A 21,065-nucleotide genomic window follows, 5' to 3' on the forward strand; every position below is an offset into this window, starting at 1 on the left:
CAGCCACCGGCGCCCACCGACACCCGGGCGCGGGGGATGTCTCGTTTCCTCCGCCCCGGCGAACCGGCTCGCGGACGCGCCCGCCCAATCGCCGAAACATCCCCCGCGCCCGCTGTCACTTTCAGCGCCCCGAACGCACTTCTCCTATCTGACGCCGCCACATCGACCGCCCCGGAAGGAGCCGCCATGATCAACCTGAATCAGGCCACGGTCCCGGCCGTCCAGCTCGCCCTGGACCTGGCCGCCATCGGCTGGCACGTCTTCCCGCTGTCGCCCCGCGACAAGCGCCCCCTAGCCAACTGCCTGCATTGCCGCGACAACCCCACCTGCTCACGCGACGACTACGCCGCCTGCCCCTGCCTGCCCGCCGGGCAGTGGTGCCACGGCGTGCGCGCCGCCACCACCGACCCCGACCGCATCCGCACCTGGTGGCGACGCACCCCCACCGCAGTCCCCGCCGTCGCCGCCGGCCCCTCCGGCCTGGTGCTGATCGACCTGGACAACCACGCCCCCGCACCGCCCGCCGATCCGGCGACCGAGCTTCTGCCCGGCTTCACCCTCACCGCTGAGCAGCTGCACGAGCCGTCCGCGGTCCGTACCGGCGCCGACGTGCTGCGCCTGCTGGCCCACCTGCGCGGCGGCCCCCACCCCTGGCCCACCGGCCCGGGCCACCAGCCCATCGCCGTCGCCACCCCGTCCGGCGGCCGCCACCTGTGGTACCGCGCACCCCAGGTCGCTGGCGGCGGCCGGCTCCGCCAGGCGCTGAGCGAGCTGGGCTGGCAGATCGACATCAAGGCCGGCTGGAACTACGGCATCGCCCCTGGCGCGGCCGCTCCTGCAGGCGCCTATCGCGTTCTCACCGGCACGCCCGCCGCCCCCGGCCACATGCCCGACTGGCTCGCCCGCGAAGTCCTGCGCGTCGCCACCGACCGCCCCACGACCTCGCCGGCCCGGCTACCGGCCGCGCCGGCGACCGGCCAGGAGCACCGGGCCGCCGCCTACATCGCCGCCGTGATCGAAAGCGGCGCCGCCGAGCTGGCATCCCTCACCGACGGCCGCCAGCGCGCCCTGTCCGCCCTGGCCTACAAGGCCGGCGGCCTTCTGAGCTGGTCCGGTCTGAGCCGCGGCGACATCGAAGACCGCCTCATCCACGCCGGACTGGCCAGTGGCCTGCCCGACCGCCTCGCCCGCCGCATCGTCGACCGTGCCCTGGCCAACGGCCTCGCCAGTCCCCTGCCCGCACCCGGCGACCGCAAGGCCGGCTGACCACCACCCATTCCAGGACGGCCCCGGCGGCGAACCGCCAAGCACCCCGCCGGGGCCGCCACCTCCCACCTAGAGAGGTTCTGTTCATCATGGCCACGCCCATCACGTCCACGCAGGCCGACGACAAGTTTTCGCTGAGCGACGACCGCCTGTGGAGCCCCGAGGACGTCTCCGCCTACCTCGGCGTCCCGGTCAACACCCTCTACATCTGGCGGCACCGCGGCACCGGACCGCGCGCCCGCCGGGTCGGCAAGCACCTGCGTTATGACCCCGCCGACGTCCGTGCCTGGTTCAAGGAGCAGGACTGACGTGGGCTACACCAAGGACCTGTGGACCCGTCCGGAGGAGACCTCGGACGGTAAAACCAAGCGCGTTCGCAACGAGCGGTGGGGCAAGGGCAAGCGCTGGCTCGCCTGCTGGACCTCTCCTGAGGGCAAGGAGCAGTCGAAGGCGTTCCAGAAGAAGGAGGACGCCAACAGGTACTGGAAGAGCAAGGAGACCGACAAAGAGCGCGGCGACTACATCGACTCCAAGGCCGGCGAAAAGCTCTTTGAGGACTACGGGCAGCGGTGGCTAGAGACCCGGGTCGTCGATCCCAGCAGCGCCATTCAGTACGAGTCGAAGTACCGCCTGCACGTCGCGCCCACCTTCGGCAAGCGGAAGATCAACCAGATCAAGCCCTCCGAGATCCAGCAGTGGATCAGCGGATTGCGCGAGCGCTACGACACCTCGACGGTCCGAGCCGCGTTCCTCGTCCTCCAGGGCGCGCTGGAGCTGGCCGTCGCGGACGGCATCATCAAGACCAGCCCCGTCCAGTCAAAAGCCGTCCAGGTCCCCTCCGCTCCGCCCAGGGAGGTGGAGGCCTGGGCCGACGAGCGGGTCTTCGCAGTGATCGGCGCGCACCCCGAGCGGTACCGGATCGTCCCGGTGCTCGGCGCGGCATGCGGCCTGCGCGAGGGCGAGGTGTTCGGCCTGGCCGAAGAGGACATCGACTTCGACGAACAGGTCATCAAGATCCGCCGGCAGGTCAAGAAAGTCGGCAGGGAGTGCATCTTCGCGCTGCCCAAGAACGACCGGAGCCGGATCGTGCCCCTGCCCGACTGGGTGGCCGACTACCTGCGCGAGTACATGGAGGCGTTTCCGCCCCGGCCGTACACGCTGCCGTGGGAGAAGGTCGGCGGGAAGCCACACACCTGCAGGATGCTCCTGCGCTGGCACACCGACGACCTCCACGTCCGGGCGCGCAACTTCAGCGAGAGCGTCTGGAAGCCCGCCCTTGTCGACGCCAAGGTGATCCCGCCGGCGGAGCCGGTGAAGGACGAGAAGCCCGGCAAGGACGGCAAGCGCAAGACCCGGATGCGGTACGCCACCACGCGCAAGGAGGGGACGCACCAGATGCGCCACTTCTACGCCAGCGTCACGCTGGCCGAGGGCGTGTCCATCAAGGAGCTCGCCGAGTACCTCGGCCACCACGACCCGGGCTTCACCCTGCGGACCTACGCGCACATGCTGCCGTGCTCCCACGACCGCGCCCGCAAGGCCATCGACAACCGCATGAGCCGCCTGCCGAAACCGGGCTCACGGAGCAGGGACGGAGCAGACGGCCCCTGACCCCCTCCACAACTCCGAACGCCCCCTTTCCCGGTCACCGGGGAAGGGGGCGTTTTCGCATTTCAGGGGCCTACTTGAGGAGCTGGCGGGCCATGACCATGCGCTGGATCTGGTTGGTGCCCTCGTAGATCTGGGTGATCTTGGCATCGCGCATCATGCGCTCGACCGGGAACTCGCGGGTGTAGCCGTAGCCGCCGAGCAGCTGGACGGCGTCGGTGGTGACGTCCATCGCCACGTCCGAGGCGAGGGCCTTGCAGGCCGACGACACGAAGGTCAGGTCCGGCACCTTCTCGCCGTGGAAGGCGCGCTCGGACTTGATCGCGGCGTGGTAGGTGAGCTGCCGCGCGCCCTCCAGCCGCATCGCCATGTCGGCGATCATGAACTGGACGCCCTGGAAGTCGGCGATGGCCTTGCCGAACTGCTTGCGCTCCTTGACGTACCCGATCGCGTAGTCCAGCGCGCCCTGGGCGATGCCGAGGGCCTGCGCGGCGATGGTGATGCGGGTGTGGTCCAGGGTGGCCAGGGCCGTCTTGAAGCCGGTGCCCTCGGCGCCGATGATGCGGTCGGCCGGGATCCGCACGTTCTCCATGATGACGGTGCGGGTCGGCGAGCCCTTGATGCCGAGCTTCTTCTCCTTCTCGCCGAAGGAGACGCCCTCGTCGGACTTCTCCACCACGAACGCCGAGATGCCGCGCGCGCCCGCCGCCGGGTCGGTCACCGCCATCACGGTGTAGTACTCCGACACGCCCGCGTTGGTGATCCACATCTTGGTGCCGTTCAGCACCCAGTGGTCGCCGTCCCGGACGGCGCGGGTCTTCATGCCCGCCGCGTCCGAGCCCGCCTCGGCCTCCGACAGGGCGTAGGAGAACATGGCGTCGCCCGAGGCCACCCGGGTCAGATACTTTTTCTTCAGCTCCTCGGAGCCGGAGAGCAGGACCGGGACGGTGCCGAGCTTGTTGACCGCCGGGATCAGCGAGGACGAGCCGCAGGCGCGCGCGACCTCCTCGATCACGATCACGGTGGCCAGCGCGTCGGCGCCGGCACCGCCGTAGGACTCGGGGACGTGCACCGCGTGCAGGTCGTTGGCGCGCAGCGCGTCCAGCGCCTCCTGCGGGAATCGGGACTCCTCGTCCACCGCGGCGGCGAACGGGGCGATCTTGGCATCGGCGAGCTCACGCACCGTCTGCCTCAGGAGCTCGTGCTCCTCCGAGGGGGCGTACGTGGGAAAGTCGGCACTCATATCGCGAATGCTACCTGCCGGTACACTTCGCCCGGCCGTGCAGGTACCCGTCCCGGACGGGCAGGTCTACTGGAGACCGCCGAGAAGAGAGGAAGACGCCTTGAGCCACCGTCTGACGGTGATCGGGACCGGCTATCTGGGCGCCACGCACGCCGCCTGCATGGCGGACCTGGGTTTCGACGTGCTCGGGCTGGACGTGGACGAGGCCAAGGTGGCCCGGCTCGCGGCCGGCGACCTGCCCGTCTACGAGCCCGGCCTGGAGCCGGTGCTGCGCCGCGGCCTGGAGAGCGGCCGGCTGCGCTTCACCACGTCCTACGAGGAGATCGCCGAGTTCGGCGACGTGCACTTCGTCTGCGTCGGCACCCCGCAGAAGGCCGGCGAGTACGCCGCCGACCTCACCTACGTGGACGAGGCGATCAGCTCGCTGGCCCCGCTGCTGCGGCGGCCCGCGCTGGTCGTCGGCAAGTCCACGGTGCCGGTCGGCACCGCCGCCCGCCTGGCCACCCGCCTCACCCGGCTCGCCCCGGCCGGCGGCGACGCGGTGCTGGTGTGGAACCCCGAGTTCCTGCGCGAGGGCTTCGCCGTCCAGGACACGCTGCAGCCGGACCGCATCGTCGTGGGCCTGCCCGCCGAGCCGGGCGCCGCCGAGCACGCCGAGAAGGTGCTGCGCGAGGTCTACGCCTCGATGCTGGCCGCCGGCACCCCGTTCATCACCGCCGACTACCCGACCTCGGAGCTGGTCAAGGTGTCGGCGAACGCCTTCCTGGCCACCAAGATCTCCTTCATCAACGCGATGGCCGAGGTCTGCGAGGCCGCGCACGCCGACGTCACCAAGCTGTCGGAGGCGCTGTCCTACGACGACCGGATCGGCGGCAAGTTCCTCGGCCCGGGCCTCGGCTTCGGCGGCGGCTGCCTGCCCAAGGACATCCGCGCGTTCATGGCCCGCGCCGGCGAGCTCGGCGTCGACCAGGCGCTGACGTTCCTGCGCGAGGTCGACGAGATCAACATCCGCCGCCGCATCCGCATGGTCGACCTGGCCCGCCAGCAGCTCGGCGGCTCGTTCATCGGCCGCACGGTCGGCGTCCTCGGCGCGGCCTTCAAACCCAACTCCGACGACGTGCGCGACTCCCCCGCCCTGGACGTCGCGGCCACCATCCGCGCCCAGGGCGGCAAGGTCACCGTCTACGACCCGCAGGCCATGGCCAACGCGCGCCGCGCGCAGCCGTCGCTGGACTTCGGCGACTCGGCCCTGGACGCCGCCCGCGACGCCCACGCCGTGCTGCTGCTGACCGAGTGGGCCGAGTTCCGCGAGATGGACCCGTCCGCGCTCGCCGAGGTCGTCGCCGAACGCAACATCGTCGACGGCCGCAACGCCCTGGACCCCGAGACGTGGCGCGCGGCCGGCTGGAACTACCGCGCCCTCGGCCGCCCGTAGCCTCCCTCGCCGATCTCGGCCGGCCGAGATCGGCGAGGCTTGTCGGCCGTTCCGGGCGCCGCTACCGTGCCGCAGTGGACCTTTTCTCGCGCTCCTGGTCGGCGTTGCTCACGGCGGTCGCCGCGACCCCGGACGAGGACTTCGCGCGGCCGTCGGGCTGCGCCGGCTGGCTCGTCCGGGACCTGGTGTGCCATCTGGTCATCGACGCCCAGGACGTCCTGATCACCCTGGTCACGCCCGCCGACGCCGAGCCGACCGTGGACGCGACCACCTACTGGCAGCTGGTCGAGCCGCCGACCGGCGAGGACCCGCTGGACGCGCTGATCCCCCGGCTGGCCGCCGCGTACGGCGAGCCGCGGCTGCTCAGGTTCCACCTGGACGACGTCGGGTCGGCCGCGGGCCGCGCCGCCGTCCTCGCCGACCCCGCCGCCCCCGTCGGCACCCGCGACGAGGTGCTGACCGCCGGCGACTACCTGACGGCGTACGTGCTCGAGTGGACCCTGCACCATCTCGACCTGATCGCGCACCTGCCGTCGGCCGCCGGGCCGCCCGCCGAGACCCTCGCGGCGTCCCGCGCGGCCCTGGAGCGGATCGCCGGGACCGCGTTCCCCGCCGCGCTCTCCGACCGGGACGCGCTGCTGGTCGGCACCGGGCGCCGCGCCCCGACCGGCGCGGAGAGGGCCGCCCTGGGGGACCTCGCCGGAAAGCTCCCCTTCATCCTGGGCTGACCAGCCGTGGGTTCCTCCCCCCGCCGGCCTCGATCAGCCAGTACAGGGAGCCCGACCCGAACGGCCAGCCGGTGGTGGCGACATCCACCCACCCCCCGCCGGACGCGTCGACCCCCGCGTCCCACCACCACCAGCTGCGGTCGTCGCCCTGGCCTTCCTCCGTCGGATCGAAGTAGAACAGCCAGTCCGAGAGCCGCCACGGCCCTGCACAGGCCGCCGCCTTCTCCTCCGCCGACAGCCCCTGCCACCAGGCCGTCCACTCCGCGACGGCCTGCGGCCCCGCGTCCTGCTCCGGCTCCTCGGGCTCGCAGCGCTCCACGAACTCCGCGGGCAGCACCTCGGGCCACACGTCGTCGTCCGGCCACGCCCCGACCCGTTCGATCACGGCCGCGAGGGCCTCCCGCGCCACCGCCAGGACCGCCGAGGCGTCCTCGGCGTCGAAGACGACGCGGAGCAGGAACAACTGCGGACTCTGCGCACGCTCACGAGCGGACGGCCCTGACCGGATCCGTCTCAGCTCCCCCTCGATCTCCACGCGCCCTAGTCTGTCCGGTCGCAGGGCGGCGGCCTTCAGAGGCTGTTGAAGGCGGAGACGAGGCTGGCCACGGTGATGGTGTTGAAGACGAACGCGATGACCGAGTTCACCGCCACCGTCCGGCGCATCTCCCGTGACGTCACCGTGACGTCGGTCGTGCCGAACGTCGTCATCACCGAAAGGGCGAAGTACATGTAGTCGGCCCAGGCCGGCGTCGCGTCGTCGGGGAAGGACAGCGCCCGCTCGTCCTCCACGAGGTTGTCGGCCTGGAAGGCGACCGCGAAGCAGACGGCCACGCAGATCCAGCAGCCGGCCACCAGGACGAGCGCCACCGCCGTCCGGGGGAAGGGAGGGATCGCGGAGCCGATGTGCCCGGGGAGCCACACCATCGCCACCACGAGCGCGGCGGCCGCGATGAAGATCGAGACCCCCGGGCCGGGGGCCGTCCCGTAGACGTAGCGCTGCAGCACCGTGCCCCGGGCCTCCCGCCGGGCCCAGGTGCGCACCCGCTCGGGCGAGGCCGTCGTGAAGGCGACCGACGTCATCACCAGGTAGGGCAGGAGGTAGGCGAGCAGCACCAGCACGCACGCGTCCGCCCCCGTGATCTGCGTCCGGTCGTCGTCGAGGAAGAACAGGACCACCGCGGTGGCCACGGCGATCAGCGCGCTCACCGTCGACCGGCGGGGCTCGGAGAGCCAGTGGTTCACGGTCGGGCGGTCCGATCAGGCGCGGGGCGTCCGAACGCCAGCCGGACGAGCCGCCGCCAGTCCACCGGCGGGGCGGGGACGGCGGCGCCGGGGCGGTCGCGCGGCAGCAGGACCCGCAGCGCCCCGGGCCGCAGCGTGCACACGACCGGGGTGGGCATCCGCAGCGCCTCGCCGTCCACCGCCACGGAGATCTCGCCCGCGCCGGAGGTCACCTCGACCCGCCGGGCGGTCGCGACGGTCAGCCCCGCGGACCGCGCGCCCCGCACGGCCAGGGCGGCGGCCTGCGCCGCGCCCTCCACCCGGATGCCGAGCACGCCCAGCTCGCCGCCGTCGAGCCGGGGCCGGCGGCCGACGTCGGGGGAGACGTAGGGGTTGTTGCTGACCAGCAGCGCCTGCTGGGAGGAGAGCGCGGCGCCGTCGACGCGGGCGTCCAGGCGCCGGCCGCTCTCCCTGGCCAGCAGGTCCGGCATGAGGGCGAGCGCCGTGCCCGCCTTGTCGTCGCGGTACTCGGGGCGCTGCACGACGTCGGCGTACACGCCGAACGAGACCGTGTTGACGAAGGCGCGGCCCGCCACGTCACCGAGGTCGACGCGCAGCTGCTCGCCGTCGGTCAGCGCGTCCAGGCAGCGGGCGGGGTCGGCGCGGTCCAGGCCGAGGTCCATGGCGAAGTGGTTGCGAGTGCCGGCCGCGACGACCAGGAAGGGCAGGTCGTGCTCGGCGGCGACGGCCGCGACGAGGGCCTGGGTGCCGTCGCCGCCCGCCACCCCGAGCAGGTCCGCCCCCGCGGCGACGGCCCGGCGGGCCAGCCCGGCGACGTCGGCCGGGGCGGACGGGTCGAGCATGATCACCTGCGCGCCGAGCTCCCGCGCCCGCTCGGCCAGCCCGAAGCGGCCCACCTTCCCGCCCCCCGACCTCGGGTTCATGATCAGCACGGGCCGCCGGGACGGGGGCGCGGCCGTGGCCCGTCCCGGCCGCCGCGGATCCGACCGGCGCAGCGCCGCCCGGGCGCAGGCGAGCGTCGCGGCCCAGCACACGCCGAGGAACAGCGCCATGAGCCACAGGCCGTCGACGACGAACAGCACCAGGACGGCGACCGGCGCCCCGACCGCGACGATCGCCCCCAGCAGCCGCGTCACGCCCCGGTGGGCCAGGAACCACCACACGCCCGCGGCGCAGACGGCCAGCCCGAGGAACCCGGCCCCGAGGATCACCAGGCCGGCCCTTCCCAGCGCGAGCACCAGCACGACCACGATGCCGACCGCCGCCAGCACGGCCAGGCGTGCCAGCAGCCGCGCGGTCCGGTCCCCTTCCGGCGTTCCGTCCTGCCCCATGCGCGTCCCCCTCCCCCCGTCCGTCCCACCGACCCGCCCTCTCTCAAACCTGGGCTTCACGACGGGCTTGCCCATATCGAAAGTCGATAGTATCGTTTTTCGTTAATAACGAGATTCGATATGGAGAGCCATGCGGACCAAGACGGCCAACCCCCTCGCACCCCTCGGCACACTGGTCTCCCTGCTGGCTCCGATGGCGCTGCTGTTCACCGTTTTCGGCGTGCTCGCTTCCGGCGGCCGGGACGTGTGCGCGGTGAACGACTCGCTTTCGATCGGGGGGCCGGACACCGTGTCGGGGATCTTCAAGCCCGGGGTGTCCTACAGCAATTCAGGTGTGTCCATGTGCGTGCACCACGCCGGGCCGGGCCTCCGGTTGCTGGACCGGATGACCGAGGTCCCCTCCTACCTGCTGTACGGCGGCGCGGCCCTGCTGCTCTGGCTGTTCGTCCAGAGCGCCAGGCGGCACGGGCCGTTCGCCAGGTCGAACGCCCGCTGGCTGCGCTCCCTCGGCTGGTGGCTCGCGGGCGGGGGCGTCCTCGCGGCGTCGGCGGAGGCGTTCGCGCACACCTCGCTCCTGCGGGCCATGCTCCTGCCCGACAGCGCTCCGGACTGGAGGGGCGTCGTGGAGGCGTTCCCGGTTCCCCTGGTCGTCACCGGGCTCGGGCTGCTGACGATGGCGCGGATCCTACGCGTCGGCACGGCGATGCACGAGGACCTCGAGGGGACGGTGTGAGCGGCGACGAACATGCCGTCGAGGTCCACCTGGACCGGCTGCTGGAGGCGCGCGGGATGACCCTCGCCCAGCTGTCCGAGCTGGTCGGGGTGACCGTGGTGAACCTGTCGATCCTGAAGAACGGCCGCGCCAAGGCGATCCGGTTCTCCACCCTGACGCGGATCTGCGAGGCCCTCGGCTGCCAGCCCGGCGACCTGCTCGGCGTGGGAACGAATCGCCGCGGCGAAGGGTTGTGACGGGCATGACCGATGACGTGATCGAGCGGCTGCTGGACCACCGGGTGTGGGCGTTCGTCGGGCTCGGCGACAGCCCGGACCGGGAGGTCCACCGCCAGGCCGGCCTGATGAAGCAGCGCGGCAAGACGATCGTGCCGGTGCACCCGGACGGCGCGGAGGTGCTCGGCGAGCCCGGCTACCGGTCGCTGGCCGAGGTGCCCGGGGAGATCGACGTCGTGGGGGTCTACCGGCGCTCGGAGTTCGCCGGCCAGGTCGTGGACGAGGCGATCGCGGCGGGCGCCAAGGCCGTCTGGATGCCGCTGGACGTGGTCGACGAGGCGGCGGCGCAGCGCGCCCGCGACGCCGGGCTGGACGTGGTCATGGACCGCTGCCCGGCCGTGGAGTGGGCCCGCCGCCGCTGACCGGCCGGGCCGCCGCCCCGCACGGCGGGTAAGTGAACCGCCGCTCCGCGCCCTCTTGCGGGCGGACGCCGCCGGGGAGAGCGTGTGAAGCATCGCTCCACCCCGGCGGCATCAGGAGGAACCGATGGGCGCTTCCGACGACAGCGGCCCGTTCGTCATCGACCCCAGCGGCCGTGACCTGCACGGCGACGCGGCCCGATTACGCGCGCGTGGTCCCGCGACGCGCATCGTGCTCCCCGGCGGTGTGGGAGCGTGGGCGGTGACCGGTCCCGCGCTGCTGCGCCGGCTGCTGACCGACGACCGGGTCTCCAAGGACGCCTACCTGCACTGGCCGCCCCTGGCCAACGGGGATGTCGGCCCCGGCTGGCAGTTGTTCCCCTGGGTCGCGGTACGCAACATGCTCACCGCCTATGGCGACGACCACCGGCGGCTGCGGCGGCTGGTGTCCAGCGCGTTCACCCCGCGCCGCACGGCCACGCTGCGGCCCCGCGTCGAGGCGATCGTCGCCGATCTGCTCGGCGAACTCGGCGCCCTGGCCGCCGGCGGGTCGGTGGACCTGCGCGACCGCTACGCCTATCCGCTGCCGATCAGGGTGATCTGCGAGCTGTTCGGGGTGGCGGACCCGGACGCGCGCGAGGAGATCCGCCGCTGCGTGGACGCGTTCTTCCGCACCACCGCCGGGCCGGAGGAGGCCGCCGCGGCGTTCCCGCGGATGCAGGAGATCATCCGCGGCATCGTGCGGGAGAAGCGGGCGCGTCCCGCCGACGACCTCTCCTCGGCCCTCATCGCCGCCCGCGACGAGGGCTCGCCGTTGTCGGAGGAGGAACTGGTCGGCACGCTCATGCTGTTCCTCAGCGCGGGCCACGAGACGACCGTGAACCTTCTCGACAACGCGATCCACGCCATGCTCGTCCACCCCGGCCAGCTCGCGCTGGTCCGGGCGGGACGGGCCGCCTGGGACGACGTGATCGAGGAGACGTTGCGGGCCGAGCCGCCGGTGGCCAATCTGCCGCTGCGCTTCGCCGTCGAGGACATCGTGCTGGACGACGGCGTCGTCATCGGCAAGGGCGAGGCGATCCTCGCCTGTTACGCGGCGGCCGGGCGCGACGCGGCCGCGCACGGCGACGACGCCGATCTCTTCGACGTCACCCGCGCGGACAAGGAGCACCTGGCGTTCGGCCACGGCGTGCACTACTGCCTCGGGGCGCCGCTGGCCAGGCTGGAGGCGGCGATCGCGCTGCCGGCCCTGTTCACCCGCTTCCCCGGCATGGCGCTCGCGGTGAAACCGGACGAACTGCGGCCGCTCGACTCGTTCATCTCCAACGGCCACCGCGCCCTGCCCGTCCTTCTCATCCCCGGATGGTGAACACATGGCGAAACCTTGCCAGTGTTCACTGGCATGGGCGATAGTGATCGTTCATGGCCCCTCTGCTCGCCCGCGCGGCGGCCGCCGCGTCCGCTGCGCTCGCCCTGATCGCCGCCGCCCCCGCCGCGCACGCCGCCCCCGAGCCGTTCCGGGTGGTGCCGCTGCCGTTCCTGTGGCCCCGCGCCTACGTCGGGTCCACCGCCGCCGACTCCCCGACCAGCGTGTGGGTGAGCGGGAAGCAAGGCATGTACTGCGTGCCGGTCGGGTTGTCCTGCGCGCTGTCCAGCGACGGCAACCCCGTCGTCCGGCGCTGGACCGGAAGCGCCTGGAAGGAGTACCCGCTCGACGGCTGGACCGGCCAGGGCGGCATCACCCAGGTCCGCACCGGGACGGGCGGCACCTGGATCGCCAACGCGACCGGCCGCTACCTCGCCCGGTTCGACGGCGCCCGCTTCACACCGGTGCCCGCGCCGGACGCCGGCGCGATCGCCGTCCTCAGCAGCGGACCCGCCGGGACCTGGGCGGTCACCACGTCCCTGTACCACCGCGACGGCGACGGCTGGACGCCCGCCGCCGTCCCCGCCAACCTGCGCCACATCGCCGACGTCAAGGCGCGCACCGCCACCGACGCGTGGGCGGTCGGCGTCCAGAAGTGGGCCGACAGCTCCACCCTCGAACCCGACGTCCCGGCCATCGCCCACTTCGACGGGACGTCCTGGCAGGCCGTCCCCAACCCGGCGCAGGCTCCCGCCTCCAGGGAGCGCTTCCTGAAGGTGTCGCCGACCGGGGCGAACGCGATGTGGGCCATCACCACCCGCTCCCTGGCCGGATGGGACGGCTCGTCCTGGACGGTCGTCCCCGCGCCGCCCGGCGTGGTCAGGTTCACCGACCTGGCCACCGGCGCCGACGGCTCCCCCTGGGCCATCGGCGTCCCCGCCAACGGCGTCGGCGCGCTCTACCACTACACCGGCGGGGCCTGGACGAACGCGGCGCTGCCGGTCATGGGCGTCACGTCCCTCACCGCAGTGCCGGGCGGCGACGCCGTCTGGGCCACCGCCTACCAGGGCGACGACCCGCGCGTGATCACCGGGAGCGGATGACCGCGGGCCGGGCCCGGCCCGCGGTCAGCGGGTCACTTCGCGGCGAACACCAGGTCGTCGTCGATGTACTGCGAGGCCGTCGAGGCGTGGATGAGCTGGTTGACGGTGATGTTGTGCACGCCGCCGCGCGCCGGGTCCCAGGCGGCGAAGTGGTCGACGAGCAGGCCGCCGTTGAGGTTGGTGTCGGAGGTGGTCTTCCGGGCGGCGAAGCCGTACAGCAGGATGTAGTGCCGCACGTTGGTGCCGGTCGGGTTGCTCGACCACGGCAGCTTGGACGGGTCCACCAGGTACACCACAGGCTGGCCCGCGCTGATCGAGCGGTGGATCTGCCGGAACGCCAGCTCGACGGACTGGCCCGACGAGCCGTAGTCGTACACGTGGTACTTGCCCACCGAGCCCGGCTTGTAGCGGTTCAGCGCGTCGTCCAGCCGGCCCGGGTAGGTGAAGCCGTACCGGTTGGTCTGCAGGTTGCTGCTGTTGGCCAGGGTGTCCTGGGACGGCGCGGAGCCCTTCATCGTCCACAGCGCCGCCTGCACGGTCGCCGGGCCGCAGTACTTGGCCGAGTTCTCCTGCTTCTTGGCCGACAGGTGCATGCCGCGCGTCACCTGGTCGGCCACCCGGTGCCCGGCGACCCAGACCGCCGCGTTGCCGTCCTGGAGGATGCGGTTGGCGTTCAGCCAGGCGGTGGAGCACTGCTTCTTGGCGCCGCTGGCGAGCGTCCCCGAGCAGGACGGCGCGCTGACGTTGTGGGACCGCCCGGGCACCCTCAGGTACGGGGACCCCTTGACGCTCCGCCTGGCGGAGGTGCTCACCTTCACCACGACCCGGACCTTGCCGTACCCGGCGCTGTGCTGGATGCAGGTGTAGTAGGTGACCCTGTTGTAGGTCTTGGCGTCGGTACAGGTCTGATACGGGGCGCCGCTCTGGCCGCCCCAGCTCGCCGCCTCGGCGGCGGGGGCTCCGAGCAGGGCCGTCGCGGAGACGGCACCGGCCAGCACCACAAGAGCTCGCATGGCTCTCCTTCGGGGGGAGTGATCAAGAAGTGCTCACGCTAACCCCGAAGATCATCACCTGTCCCGATCTTGCGCAGAACCGCCGCCCGGCCCCTGGGTCCGCCCCTGTTGACCGGCGGTGTTCCCCGCTGTAGGGATGATCCCTGGCGAACCCCCCTCACCTGGCCGAACGAACCGCGGGTCCGGGAAAGCAGATCAGGAGCAGGCCGATGACGGAAGGCAGCGGATCCGCTGAGGGCCAACACCCGAAGGGGGCCCTGAAGATACGCTCGAACCAGTCGACCGCCCTGGGATGCGTTTTCGTCCTGATCGGCATAGCGGTTTTCCGCGAAATGCTCGATCTCTCGCTTTACCTCCACAAGGGGGACCCCGCCGAACTCGCCCTCGCGATCGTGCGTTCTGCCGCTTGGCCCGCCCTGATCAGCGCCGCAGGGGTGCTCTACATGCGGCCGCAGATCGTCATGAGCGAATCCGGGCTGCTCGTCCGCCAGTACCTGAGAGACCACCTGATCCCCTGGCAGGCCCTCAAGGACGTGAACACGGACAGCAAAATAAGAATCACCTACGGGACCTCCGACGGCGAGTCCGAAGAGGTCACTTCCCCTTTGTTCGGTTTCAGTGCCGGAGGTCTCTCAAAGCGGGAGCGGGTCACCGAGGAGATCGAGCGATACCGCTCCTTCTACAGCACAGCGAATCCCTCCGCCGGCCCGTGCCGCCTCTGGGCACGCCTCCCGGTCTCGGTGCTCGGCTTCGCGGTCGCCCTGTTCGTCACAGCGGCCATCGTCACCATCGCCGCCAGGCCCTAAGCCCGTCTAGAAGTCGACCTCCCAGCCCGGCGCCCCGCGACTGGACCACGCGCTTGCGGCGGCGTTCCGCCGGGCTCAGCCGATGACGCGGTCCAGCGGGGCCGGGGCGATCGTCGGGTGCGCCTTCAGGTAGGCGATGAACGCCTCGTGGTCGGCGGGCTGGTTGCGGTACGCCTGGCGGAACCCGGCGAACGCGGGGTATCCGTCGGCCCCGATGAGCGTGTACGCCAGGGCCGCCAGCCGGTAGTCGCGTCCGAGGTCGAGCGGGCGCCCGCCGACGAGCACATCTTTGGGGTCGACCCGGTCGCCTTCGGGGCGGGCGGCGTCGTAGCGGTAGCGCACGTTGGCCGACACCGCCAGCGGGGCGAAGCGGCCGCCCTGCCACTGCTGCTCGAGGGCCTGGTGGATCTGCTCGCCGGTCACGGTGACGGTGAGCACCGGGTTGCCGTAGCCGTAGGCCGACCACGCCTCGCCGAAGGTGATCGTCCCGTCGGCGTCGCCCGGCGCGGTCCCCTTGGCGAACGGCAGGTCCCGGCCGAGCGGCGTCGAGCCCTTGCGCGGCCTGGTCGCCACCAGCGCGAGGTCGGCGCGGCCCGCGCGGGTCCGCCCGGCCGTCCACAGCTGCACATCGGCGGCCAGGTCGCCGAGGGTGCTCTCGCCGTGCGCGTCAGGGGTGCGGGTGAGGTCGCCGGTCTGCCGGGCGACCGGCTCGGCCGCGCGCCGGTCGCCGCGCGCCCGCCAGTAGTCGACGATCCCGGCGACGGCCGGGGCGGGCGCGATGTCGCGGGTGACGGGGTGGTTGACGGCGGTGGTGCGCTCGCGCAGCACCTCCCCGCTGCGGGGGTCGATCTTCAGCCCGAGCTCGCTGATCAGGCGGCCGTGGTTCAGGCCCTCCACCACGGGACGGGGATGGCCGGCCGGGTCGGGGACCTGGCAGTTGAAGCCCGCGTGCCAGTGGCCGGTGACGATCGCGTCGATGTCGGGCGTGGCGGCCCGGGCGAAGTCGATCACGGGGCCGGACGGCTTGTTGCAGCCGTTGAAGCCCGCGCCGTCGGCCTGGCCGCCCTCGTGGACGTTGGCGACGATCGCCTTCACGCCCTTGCGCCGCAGCTCGGCGGCGTACTTGGCGGCGGTCTCCACCAGCGGCAGCGCCTTCAGGCCGGGCTGGTAGGAGGTGGAGCCCACCGGCGTGTCGGTGACGGTCAGGTTGATGAACCCGACCGGGATGCGGCGGCCCCCGTTCCCGCGCACCCACTCGACGTTGTAGGGCTTGAGGATGGGGCGACCGGTCCGCGCGTCCACGATGTTGGCGCTCAGGAAGGAGAAGTCCGCGCCCTTGAAGCGCCGCCCGGTGGAGTCGGTGAAGCAGCTGTCCACGTCGACCTCGCCGGAGCAGCGGCCCCGCATCATGTGGTCCTTGAGGAACCGCGGCGAGACGTCCAGCTCGTGGTTGCCGGTGGCGGAGAACCGGACGCCGAGCGCGTTGAGGACCTCGATGGTGGGTTCGTCCTGGAAGGCGTCCACCTCGAACGGCCATCCGCTGAAGTTGTCGCCCGCCGAGAAGGTGATCGAGTTCCGCTTGCCCGCCCGGAGCCGCTTCAGGTGGGCGGCGTTGTAGGCGGCCCCGCCGACCTTGAGCACCGTTCCGTCGGGCAGCTTCACCTGCCCGTTGGCGGCGTCGTCGTAGGGCCGCAGGTATCCGTGGAAGTCGGTGATCGCCAGCAGCTGGACGTCCACCGGGGCGGGCCCGGCCACCGCCGTCCCGCCGATCCCCGCCAGCACGGCCCCCGCGGTGAGCAGGGTCACCGCCGTCCGTCGCACCATCACGCCTCTTCCCTCGCGCCTGTCACGGTCGACAGAAGACGATCATGGGCGGGTGGCCGCCCGGTGAGCGGAAGATGCCTAGATGGGGAGAACTGCACCCGTTTGCAGCGGCCGCGCCGGCCGTTCCGCTGGCCGCCGCGCTCGGCACCGCCGCCCCTGCCTCGGCCGAGCCACGCTGCGAGATCCGCTACCGCCGGAACGGCAGCGGCAACATCTCCAGCACCGCCTGGGTCGACGCCAGCACCTGCGGACGCCGGTCGCACATCAAGGTCACCTGCATCGGCGCCCGCCACAGCCGGGCCGTGGAGGGCAACGTCGTCACCACGGGCACGACCAAGGCCGGCTGCACCGCCATCCTCGAGGCCGTGTACATGCAGTACAAGGTCGGCGGCACCTGATACACCGCCAAGATCCCCGGCAGGGGGTCGCACACCATCACCGGCTAGCGGCGACGCCCGGCCTCAGGAGGCCCGGCGGAGCGGCGCAGCATGGTCCACAGCGCCCACAGCGTCTCGGCCCCGCTGATCACCGCCACGACGAGCCCCACCTTGTGCAGGGAGACGACCGGGGTGTCCACTCCCCTGGCCGCCAGCCACAGCACCAGCCCGGCGACGGTGAAGACCGCGCCGACGATGAACTCCCGCATTGCCGCCTCCCTTGTCCGGCTCGCCTCCGACGCTATTGACCGGCCACCGGGGACGGCATCCTGCCGGTGGCCCGTCCGGTGCGGCGGGTGTCGTCCCTTCGCAGTACGCCGCGCGGAGGGTGGCACCGGTCAGGGATCTTCCTCGGCTTCGAGGGCCTCCAGGTTCTGCTCGGCATAGGCGTGGACGACCGCGATGGCGGCCGGGAGCATGCCGTGCCTGATGAGGGCCTCTTCGTAGGCCGCTTTGGCGATCTCCAGGGCGCTGGACAGCGGGAGCAGGTCACAACCCTCCCCCAGGGACGCCCACGCGGATGCGGGACCGGCGCTCATGCGCGTACCTGCCCGATGTCCATGCGCGCCCAGACGACCTTCCACATCGCGCCGTTCGGGTCGCGGTGGTAGCGGTGGCCGTCGGCCTCCGTCAGGTACTTGATCAGGTGCAGTCCCCGGCCGGACTCGTCGGTCTCGGCCACGTCACGCTGCACGGGCGGAAGCATGCACTGGTCGGCGACCTGGAGCAGCAGCGCGGAGCGGGTGCGGACCATGCTGATCCAGATCAACCGCCCTGGGCTGTGGACGATGGCGTTGGCGGCCAGCTCGTTCAGCACGACGATCGCCAGGTCCGCGCGGTCGGGCGGGACGCCCCACAGCGCGAGCTCCCGGGCGGCGAGCCGGCGGACGAGCCGCGCCGCCTGCGGCACCCCGAATGCCGGGAATCTCCATTCCTGCCGCGTTTTCCTGATGACTGTGTCGCCCATTGCGCCTCCCTGGAATTGCGTTTCCAAGACAAGCGTGACCGGCTGCGCATAACTTGTCGTGTGTCGATGACACATCCGACACACCGGAGCGTGACGCGTGGCACCGCTGGAGTCGCTGAACCCGGACCTGTCCTTCAAGCATTGGATCGCCTCTGACCTGCGCTTCTTCCGTGAGCGCGAAGGACTCTCCCTCGCACAGCTCGGTCAGATCGTGAAGGCCAGTCGCCACACTGTTTCGAACATCGAGCACGCCCGCGACGCATGGAACATGAACGAAGATCAGGCGGAACGCCTTGATCGTTATTTGCGCCTCAATGGCCACTTCCAGCGCCTCGTGCGATACGCGCGCACCGCCCATGATCCGGACTGGTTCGCCGAGTACACCAAGCATGAGGCCAAGGCGCTGGAGATCCGCTTCTACCGGCTTTCGCTGCTACCCGGCCTCTTCCAGACACCCGGGTATGCCCGGGCCCTCATATCAGGCGCCCGCTTCGTCCAGGACATCGAGGCCGCCGTCGAAGATCGGATGCAGCGCAGGGAGGTGCTCACCCGGGAAGACCCGCCGTTCGTCTGGGTCTTGCTCGACGAAAGCGTCCTCTACCGACCGGTTGGCGGACCGGAGGTGATGCGTGAGCAACTAGCGTTTCTTCGGGACGCAACTGACATGCGCTCTGTGACGATACAGATCACTCCCCAGACCACGGGCTACTACATGGGCCTGGACGGATCTTTCAACAGCCTGACCATGGAAAGCGGAGGGCTGACTTTCGTAGAGGCCCCTGGCGGTGGCAGGCTGATACAGGGAACTGCGGAGCTTCGCGAGTTCGGGGTCCGTTGGGCCCGGATCGGCGCAAGCGCCCTGCCCTGGGATGCCTCGCGTGCTCTCATACTACGAGCGATGGAGCGATTCGAATGATCGTTTGGCGTAAGTCCAGCTACAGCGGCGGCGGCAACGTCGGCGGTCAGGACTGTGTCGAGGTCGCCGAACTGACCAAGGCCATCGGCATCCGGGACAGCAAGGCACCCGAAGCCGGCCACCTGTCCCTCCCCGCCACCGGCTTCACCGCACTCGTCGCCCGCATCAAGCAGGGCGAACTGGAACTCTGACGAACAACGCCTCGATGTAGGGGCTGCAACCGCCTTGCATCAGGGGATTCTCCAGGGGACGGCAACCCATGCGAGGAGAGGGCAGGAGATGATCAATTGGCGCAAGTCCAGCTACAGCGGCGGCGGCGGGGCTGGCGGGCAAGACTGCGTCGAGGTCGCCAAGCTGACCGGGGCCATCGGCATGCGGGACAGCAAGGCCCCCGAAACCGGGCACCTGTCCCTCCCCGCCACCGGCTTCACCGCACTCGTCGCCCGCGTCAAGCGGGACGAGCTGGACCTCTGACGGACAACGCCCCGATGCAGTGCTGCAACCGCCCTGCACCAGGCACCCCTTCAGCGGAGACAGGGAACCCGTACGCGGAGAGGCCAGGGAATGATCAACTGGCGGAAGTCGTCCCACAGCGACATGCAGGGCCAGGAATGCGTCGAGGTCGCCGAACTGACCGGGGCCATCGGCATCCGAGACAGCGAGGCACCCGAAGCGGACCAGATCACCCTCCCCACCACCGGCTTCACCGCGCTCGTCGCCCGCATCAAGCAGGACGAGCTGGAACTCTGACGAACAACCTTTCCACGCGGGCATGCAACCGCCCTGCTCCAGGGAATCTTTCAAGCAGACAGAAGTCCCTGCATCGAGATCTTCATGCAGGCCGAACCCATCGGCGTGAGAGACAGCAAGGCTCTCGGTGCTGAGGTGGCCTCACTGGCTTTTGGGTAAGTGGCCGCGTGTCCCCAGCTCTGCCGCCGCCGGAGTGGGGTGAGTGATCTGTCTCCAGCCAAGGTCATTGCCTGCTGGGGAGGGTGATGTGCCAGGTTCCGGCGGGGGTGATCCAGATCAGGACGCCGGGCCAGGGCTGGAACAACCGCCACCCGGCCGTCTCGTTGGTCCGGGTTGTTTGTTTGGTCCGGTGGTGTCGCCTGCACACCGGGGCGAGATTGCATCCGCAGGTCGTGCCGCGCACTCCGTAGGGAGTGGTGTGGTCGATGTCGCAGTGTTCGGAGCGCCGGTTGCAGGTGGGGAAGACGCAGGTGGTGTGGCGGGCTTCGATCTGGTGCCGTAGTGCGGTGGGTGGCCGGTAGCCGGGCTTGCCGTGCCCGCAGGCGGTGTCGCGCAGCGGGGCCAGCCGCTCGTGCAGTTCTTCGACGGCTCGTGCGGCCAGTCGGGGCAGGTCGGCCAGCCGTCCATGAAACTCGGCGTGCGCGCGCAGTTCCTCCAGCCTGCGCCGCGCAGCGTGACCGACCATCTCGGCGACCGAGTCACCGATCTCTTCGGCCATGTCCGCGACGACGGGCGCCGGGTCCGTGCTCTTGGCCTCTGCTGGGGGCGCGTGGACGGCTTCGGGGAGGGGGACGCCGCGCAGGAGTTGCAGGGCCAGGTCGGCGCGGATCTGGTCGATCAGCCGGGCGTCGCCGTCCTGTTTGAGGCCGTGCGCGGCGGCGGTGAGCTTGTTGTGCACCGCTGCCGCGTCATCGGCGGGGATGTCGATCAATGCCAGGCCGGCGGCGCCATGCCCGGACTCCCACAGCTCCAGCCGCCGTCCCTTGACCGTCTTGCGGGTCTGCTCCTCGAGCTCCGCAGGCGCCAGGCGGCGCACCAGGCGCTTGATGCGGCCGCGCAGCTGACCCGTCGTGCGCTCCTCCACCCCGTCCAGCACGGTGTCCTCGACGCGGGCGCACAGCGAGTCGGGCAGGTGGTCGGTGGCATCGCTGATGGCGCGGGCCTTGGCCAGATCGATGCGCCCCGCCTGCAACGCCTCCCGCGTCCCAGGCAACTGATGCGCCAGACGTTCGGCCAGATGCACCAGCGTCGCCGCCGCGTTCCCCGTCACCGCCAGCGCGACCGACACCTCCTCCAACAGCGACTCACGCGCCGACAACACCCGGTAGTCGGGATCGTGGCGCTCGTCCTGCGCCTGGCGGCGAGCCGCGAGCTCGGCGATCGCCGCCAGCTCCTGCGCCTGGGCCCAGGAGGCCTGGCGCCGCGCCGCGGCCATCCGCTCACACAACTCCGCGTCACTCAGATCGGCCAGCCGGTTCTTATCGCCCGACAGGCACACCGCCAACTGCGGACCGGGCGGGAACCACGAACGCCCCTCCCACTCCCGCTCCTCACCGCGAAACGCCTTGACCTCAGCCAGAGAAGCCATTCCCGCCTACCCCCTTCCACGTCCATCTCCATTCTAAAGACGGCGAAGATCATCCACAATAAACCGGGATGCCGA

At 71.4% G+C, this 21,065-nt stretch carries 26 protein-coding genes; 16 read left to right on the forward strand and 10 right to left on the reverse strand.

Features of this window, described 5'->3' with window-relative positions:
• Positions 1-186 precede the first annotated feature (186 nt).
• The 3 genes from ACRB68_RS26770 to ACRB68_RS26780 all read left to right on the forward strand — a co-directional run bounded on the left by ACRB68_RS26770 (position 187) and on the right by ACRB68_RS26780 (position 2,877).
• Complete coding sequence (locus tag ACRB68_RS26770; protein WP_194293453.1) at positions 187-1,266, forward strand: bifunctional DNA primase/polymerase; 1,080 nt, start codon at positions 187-189, stop codon at positions 1,264-1,266.
• A gap of 89 nt (positions 1,267-1,355) precedes the next feature.
• The gene (locus ACRB68_RS26775; RefSeq protein WP_153536964.1) at positions 1,356-1,574 is read left to right on the forward strand and encodes a helix-turn-helix transcriptional regulator; all 219 of its coding nucleotides are present in this window, start codon (positions 1,356-1,358) and stop codon (positions 1,572-1,574) included.
• Between the two features lies 1 nt (position 1,575).
• Positions 1,576-2,877, forward strand: coding sequence for a tyrosine-type recombinase/integrase (locus tag ACRB68_RS26780; RefSeq protein ID WP_194293454.1), 1,302 nt, complete (start codon positions 1,576-1,578; stop codon positions 2,875-2,877).
• 70 nt (positions 2,878-2,947) lie between these two features.
• Here ACRB68_RS26780 and ACRB68_RS26785 read toward each other — a convergent pair whose 3' ends face one another.
• On the reverse strand, positions 2,948-4,117 hold the full coding sequence (locus ACRB68_RS26785; RefSeq protein ID WP_153536966.1) for an acyl-CoA dehydrogenase family protein: 1,170 nt from the start codon (positions 4,115-4,117) through the stop codon (positions 2,948-2,950).
• Between the two features lie 100 nt (positions 4,118-4,217).
• Here ACRB68_RS26785 and ACRB68_RS26790 point away from each other — a divergent pair, with 100 nt between their 5' ends.
• Positions 4,218-5,552, forward strand: a complete 1,335-nt coding sequence (locus ACRB68_RS26790) for a UDP-glucose dehydrogenase family protein (RefSeq protein WP_153536967.1) — start codon at positions 4,218-4,220, stop codon at positions 5,550-5,552.
• Positions 5,553-5,626: 74 nt separating this feature from the next.
• Positions 5,627-6,280 carry a maleylpyruvate isomerase N-terminal domain-containing protein gene (locus tag ACRB68_RS26795; RefSeq protein WP_328594818.1) on the forward strand — a complete coding sequence of 218 codons (654 nt, stop codon included), beginning with the start codon at positions 5,627-5,629 and terminating at the stop codon, positions 6,278-6,280.
• Here the strand turns inward: ACRB68_RS26795 and ACRB68_RS26800 are convergent.
• The 3 genes from ACRB68_RS26800 to ACRB68_RS26810 all read right to left on the reverse strand — a co-directional run bounded on the left by ACRB68_RS26800 (position 6,267) and on the right by ACRB68_RS26810 (position 8,853).
• Positions 6,267-6,743 (reverse strand): hypothetical protein, encoded by a 477-nt coding sequence (locus ACRB68_RS26800; RefSeq protein WP_153536968.1) that lies wholly within the window; start codon positions 6,741-6,743, stop codon positions 6,267-6,269. The genes ACRB68_RS26795 and ACRB68_RS26800 overlap by 14 nt on opposite strands.
• A 107-nt stretch (positions 6,744-6,850) precedes the next feature.
• A complete protein-coding gene (locus ACRB68_RS26805; protein ID WP_207709826.1) occupies positions 6,851-7,522 on the reverse strand; it encodes a DUF1345 domain-containing protein in 672 nt (223 codons plus the stop codon).
• Complete coding sequence (locus tag ACRB68_RS26810) at positions 7,519-8,853, reverse strand: diacylglycerol/lipid kinase family protein (protein WP_153536969.1); 1,335 nt, start codon at positions 8,851-8,853, stop codon at positions 7,519-7,521. The genes ACRB68_RS26805 and ACRB68_RS26810 overlap by 4 nt, the downstream gene beginning before the upstream one ends.
• A gap of 130 nt (positions 8,854-8,983) precedes the next feature.
• On the opposite strand from ACRB68_RS26810, the gene ACRB68_RS26815 reads away from it, so the two are divergent.
• The 5 genes from ACRB68_RS26815 (at position 8,984) to ACRB68_RS26835 (ending at position 12,689) form a co-directional block, all read left to right on the forward strand.
• The gene (locus ACRB68_RS26815) at positions 8,984-9,586 is read left to right on the forward strand and encodes a DUF2975 domain-containing protein (RefSeq protein WP_153536970.1); all 603 of its coding nucleotides are present in this window, start codon (positions 8,984-8,986) and stop codon (positions 9,584-9,586) included.
• The gene (locus ACRB68_RS26820) at positions 9,583-9,822 is read left to right on the forward strand and encodes a helix-turn-helix domain-containing protein (RefSeq protein WP_328594819.1); all 240 of its coding nucleotides are present in this window, start codon (positions 9,583-9,585) and stop codon (positions 9,820-9,822) included. Before ACRB68_RS26815 ends, ACRB68_RS26820 begins: the two co-directional genes overlap by 4 nt.
• Before the next feature lie 5 nt (positions 9,823-9,827).
• Positions 9,828-10,223 (forward strand): CoA-binding protein, encoded by a 396-nt coding sequence (locus tag ACRB68_RS26825; protein WP_153536972.1) that lies wholly within the window; start codon positions 9,828-9,830, stop codon positions 10,221-10,223.
• 124 nt (positions 10,224-10,347) lie between these two features.
• Complete coding sequence (locus tag ACRB68_RS26830; protein WP_153536973.1) at positions 10,348-11,589, forward strand: cytochrome P450 family protein; 1,242 nt, start codon at positions 10,348-10,350, stop codon at positions 11,587-11,589.
• A gap of 53 nt (positions 11,590-11,642) precedes the next feature.
• The gene (locus ACRB68_RS26835) at positions 11,643-12,689 is read left to right on the forward strand and encodes a hypothetical protein (protein WP_153536975.1); all 1,047 of its coding nucleotides are present in this window, start codon (positions 11,643-11,645) and stop codon (positions 12,687-12,689) included.
• 32 nt (positions 12,690-12,721) lie between these two features.
• Here ACRB68_RS26835 and ACRB68_RS26840 read toward each other — a convergent pair whose 3' ends face one another.
• Positions 12,722-13,702: a C39 family peptidase gene (locus ACRB68_RS26840; protein WP_153536977.1), complete on the reverse strand. Its 981-nt coding sequence runs from the start codon at positions 13,700-13,702 to the stop codon at positions 12,722-12,724.
• Positions 13,703-13,911: 209 nt separating this feature from the next.
• On the opposite strand from ACRB68_RS26840, the gene ACRB68_RS26845 reads away from it, so the two are divergent.
• A complete protein-coding gene (locus tag ACRB68_RS26845; RefSeq protein WP_153536979.1) occupies positions 13,912-14,508 on the forward strand; it encodes a PH domain-containing protein in 597 nt (198 codons plus the stop codon).
• A 75-nt stretch (positions 14,509-14,583) separates the two neighbouring features.
• Here the strand turns inward: ACRB68_RS26845 and ACRB68_RS26850 are convergent, their stop codons facing one another.
• Positions 14,584-16,332, reverse strand: a complete 1,749-nt coding sequence (locus ACRB68_RS26850; RefSeq protein ID WP_153536981.1) for a bifunctional metallophosphatase/5'-nucleotidase — start codon at positions 16,330-16,332, stop codon at positions 14,584-14,586.
• Between the two features lie 74 nt (positions 16,333-16,406).
• Between ACRB68_RS26850 and ACRB68_RS26855 the strand changes: the two genes are divergently transcribed.
• Positions 16,407-16,730 carry a hypothetical protein gene (locus ACRB68_RS26855; RefSeq protein WP_153536984.1) on the forward strand — a complete coding sequence of 108 codons (324 nt, stop codon included), beginning with the start codon at positions 16,407-16,409 and terminating at the stop codon, positions 16,728-16,730.
• Positions 16,731-16,774: 44 nt separating this feature from the next.
• Here ACRB68_RS26855 and ACRB68_RS26860 read toward each other — a convergent pair whose 3' ends face one another.
• The 3 genes from ACRB68_RS26860 to ACRB68_RS26870 all read right to left on the reverse strand — a co-directional run bounded on the left by ACRB68_RS26860 (position 16,775) and on the right by ACRB68_RS26870 (position 17,736).
• Positions 16,775-16,978: a DUF5708 family protein gene (locus ACRB68_RS26860; protein ID WP_153536986.1), complete on the reverse strand. Its 204-nt coding sequence runs from the start codon at positions 16,976-16,978 to the stop codon at positions 16,775-16,777.
• A 129-nt stretch (positions 16,979-17,107) separates the two neighbouring features.
• Positions 17,108-17,308 (reverse strand): hypothetical protein, encoded by a 201-nt coding sequence (locus ACRB68_RS26865; protein WP_153536988.1) that lies wholly within the window; start codon positions 17,306-17,308, stop codon positions 17,108-17,110.
• Positions 17,305-17,736, reverse strand: coding sequence for an ATP-binding protein (locus ACRB68_RS26870; protein WP_153536990.1), 432 nt, complete (start codon positions 17,734-17,736; stop codon positions 17,305-17,307). The genes ACRB68_RS26865 and ACRB68_RS26870 overlap by 4 nt, the downstream gene beginning before the upstream one ends.
• A 97-nt stretch (positions 17,737-17,833) precedes the next feature.
• Between ACRB68_RS26870 and ACRB68_RS26875 the strand changes: the two genes are divergently transcribed.
• The 4 genes from ACRB68_RS26875 (at position 17,834) to ACRB68_RS26890 (ending at position 19,402) form a co-directional block, all read left to right on the forward strand.
• Positions 17,834-18,652, forward strand: a complete 819-nt coding sequence (locus ACRB68_RS26875) for a Scr1 family TA system antitoxin-like transcriptional regulator (RefSeq protein ID WP_153536992.1) — start codon at positions 17,834-17,836, stop codon at positions 18,650-18,652.
• Positions 18,649-18,843: a DUF397 domain-containing protein gene (locus ACRB68_RS26880; RefSeq protein WP_153536993.1), complete on the forward strand. Its 195-nt coding sequence runs from the start codon at positions 18,649-18,651 to the stop codon at positions 18,841-18,843. The genes ACRB68_RS26875 and ACRB68_RS26880 overlap by 4 nt, the downstream gene beginning before the upstream one ends.
• Before the next feature lie 88 nt (positions 18,844-18,931).
• On the forward strand, positions 18,932-19,126 hold the full coding sequence (locus ACRB68_RS26885; RefSeq protein ID WP_153536995.1) for a DUF397 domain-containing protein: 195 nt from the start codon (positions 18,932-18,934) through the stop codon (positions 19,124-19,126).
• 90 nt (positions 19,127-19,216) lie between these two features.
• Positions 19,217-19,402, forward strand: a complete 186-nt coding sequence (locus tag ACRB68_RS26890) for a DUF397 domain-containing protein (protein ID WP_153536997.1) — start codon at positions 19,217-19,219, stop codon at positions 19,400-19,402.
• Positions 19,403-19,625: 223 nt separating this feature from the next.
• On the opposite strand, the gene ACRB68_RS26895 is transcribed toward ACRB68_RS26890, so the two are convergent.
• A complete protein-coding gene (locus ACRB68_RS26895) occupies positions 19,626-20,990 on the reverse strand; it encodes an HNH endonuclease signature motif containing protein (RefSeq protein ID WP_153536999.1) in 1,365 nt (454 codons plus the stop codon).
• Positions 20,991-21,065: the final 75 nt, after the last annotated feature.

The sequence above is a fragment of the Actinomadura macrotermitis genome, assembly GCF_009604375.1.
GTDB lineage: Bacteria > Actinomycetota > Actinomycetes > Streptosporangiales > Streptosporangiaceae > Spirillospora > Spirillospora macrotermitis.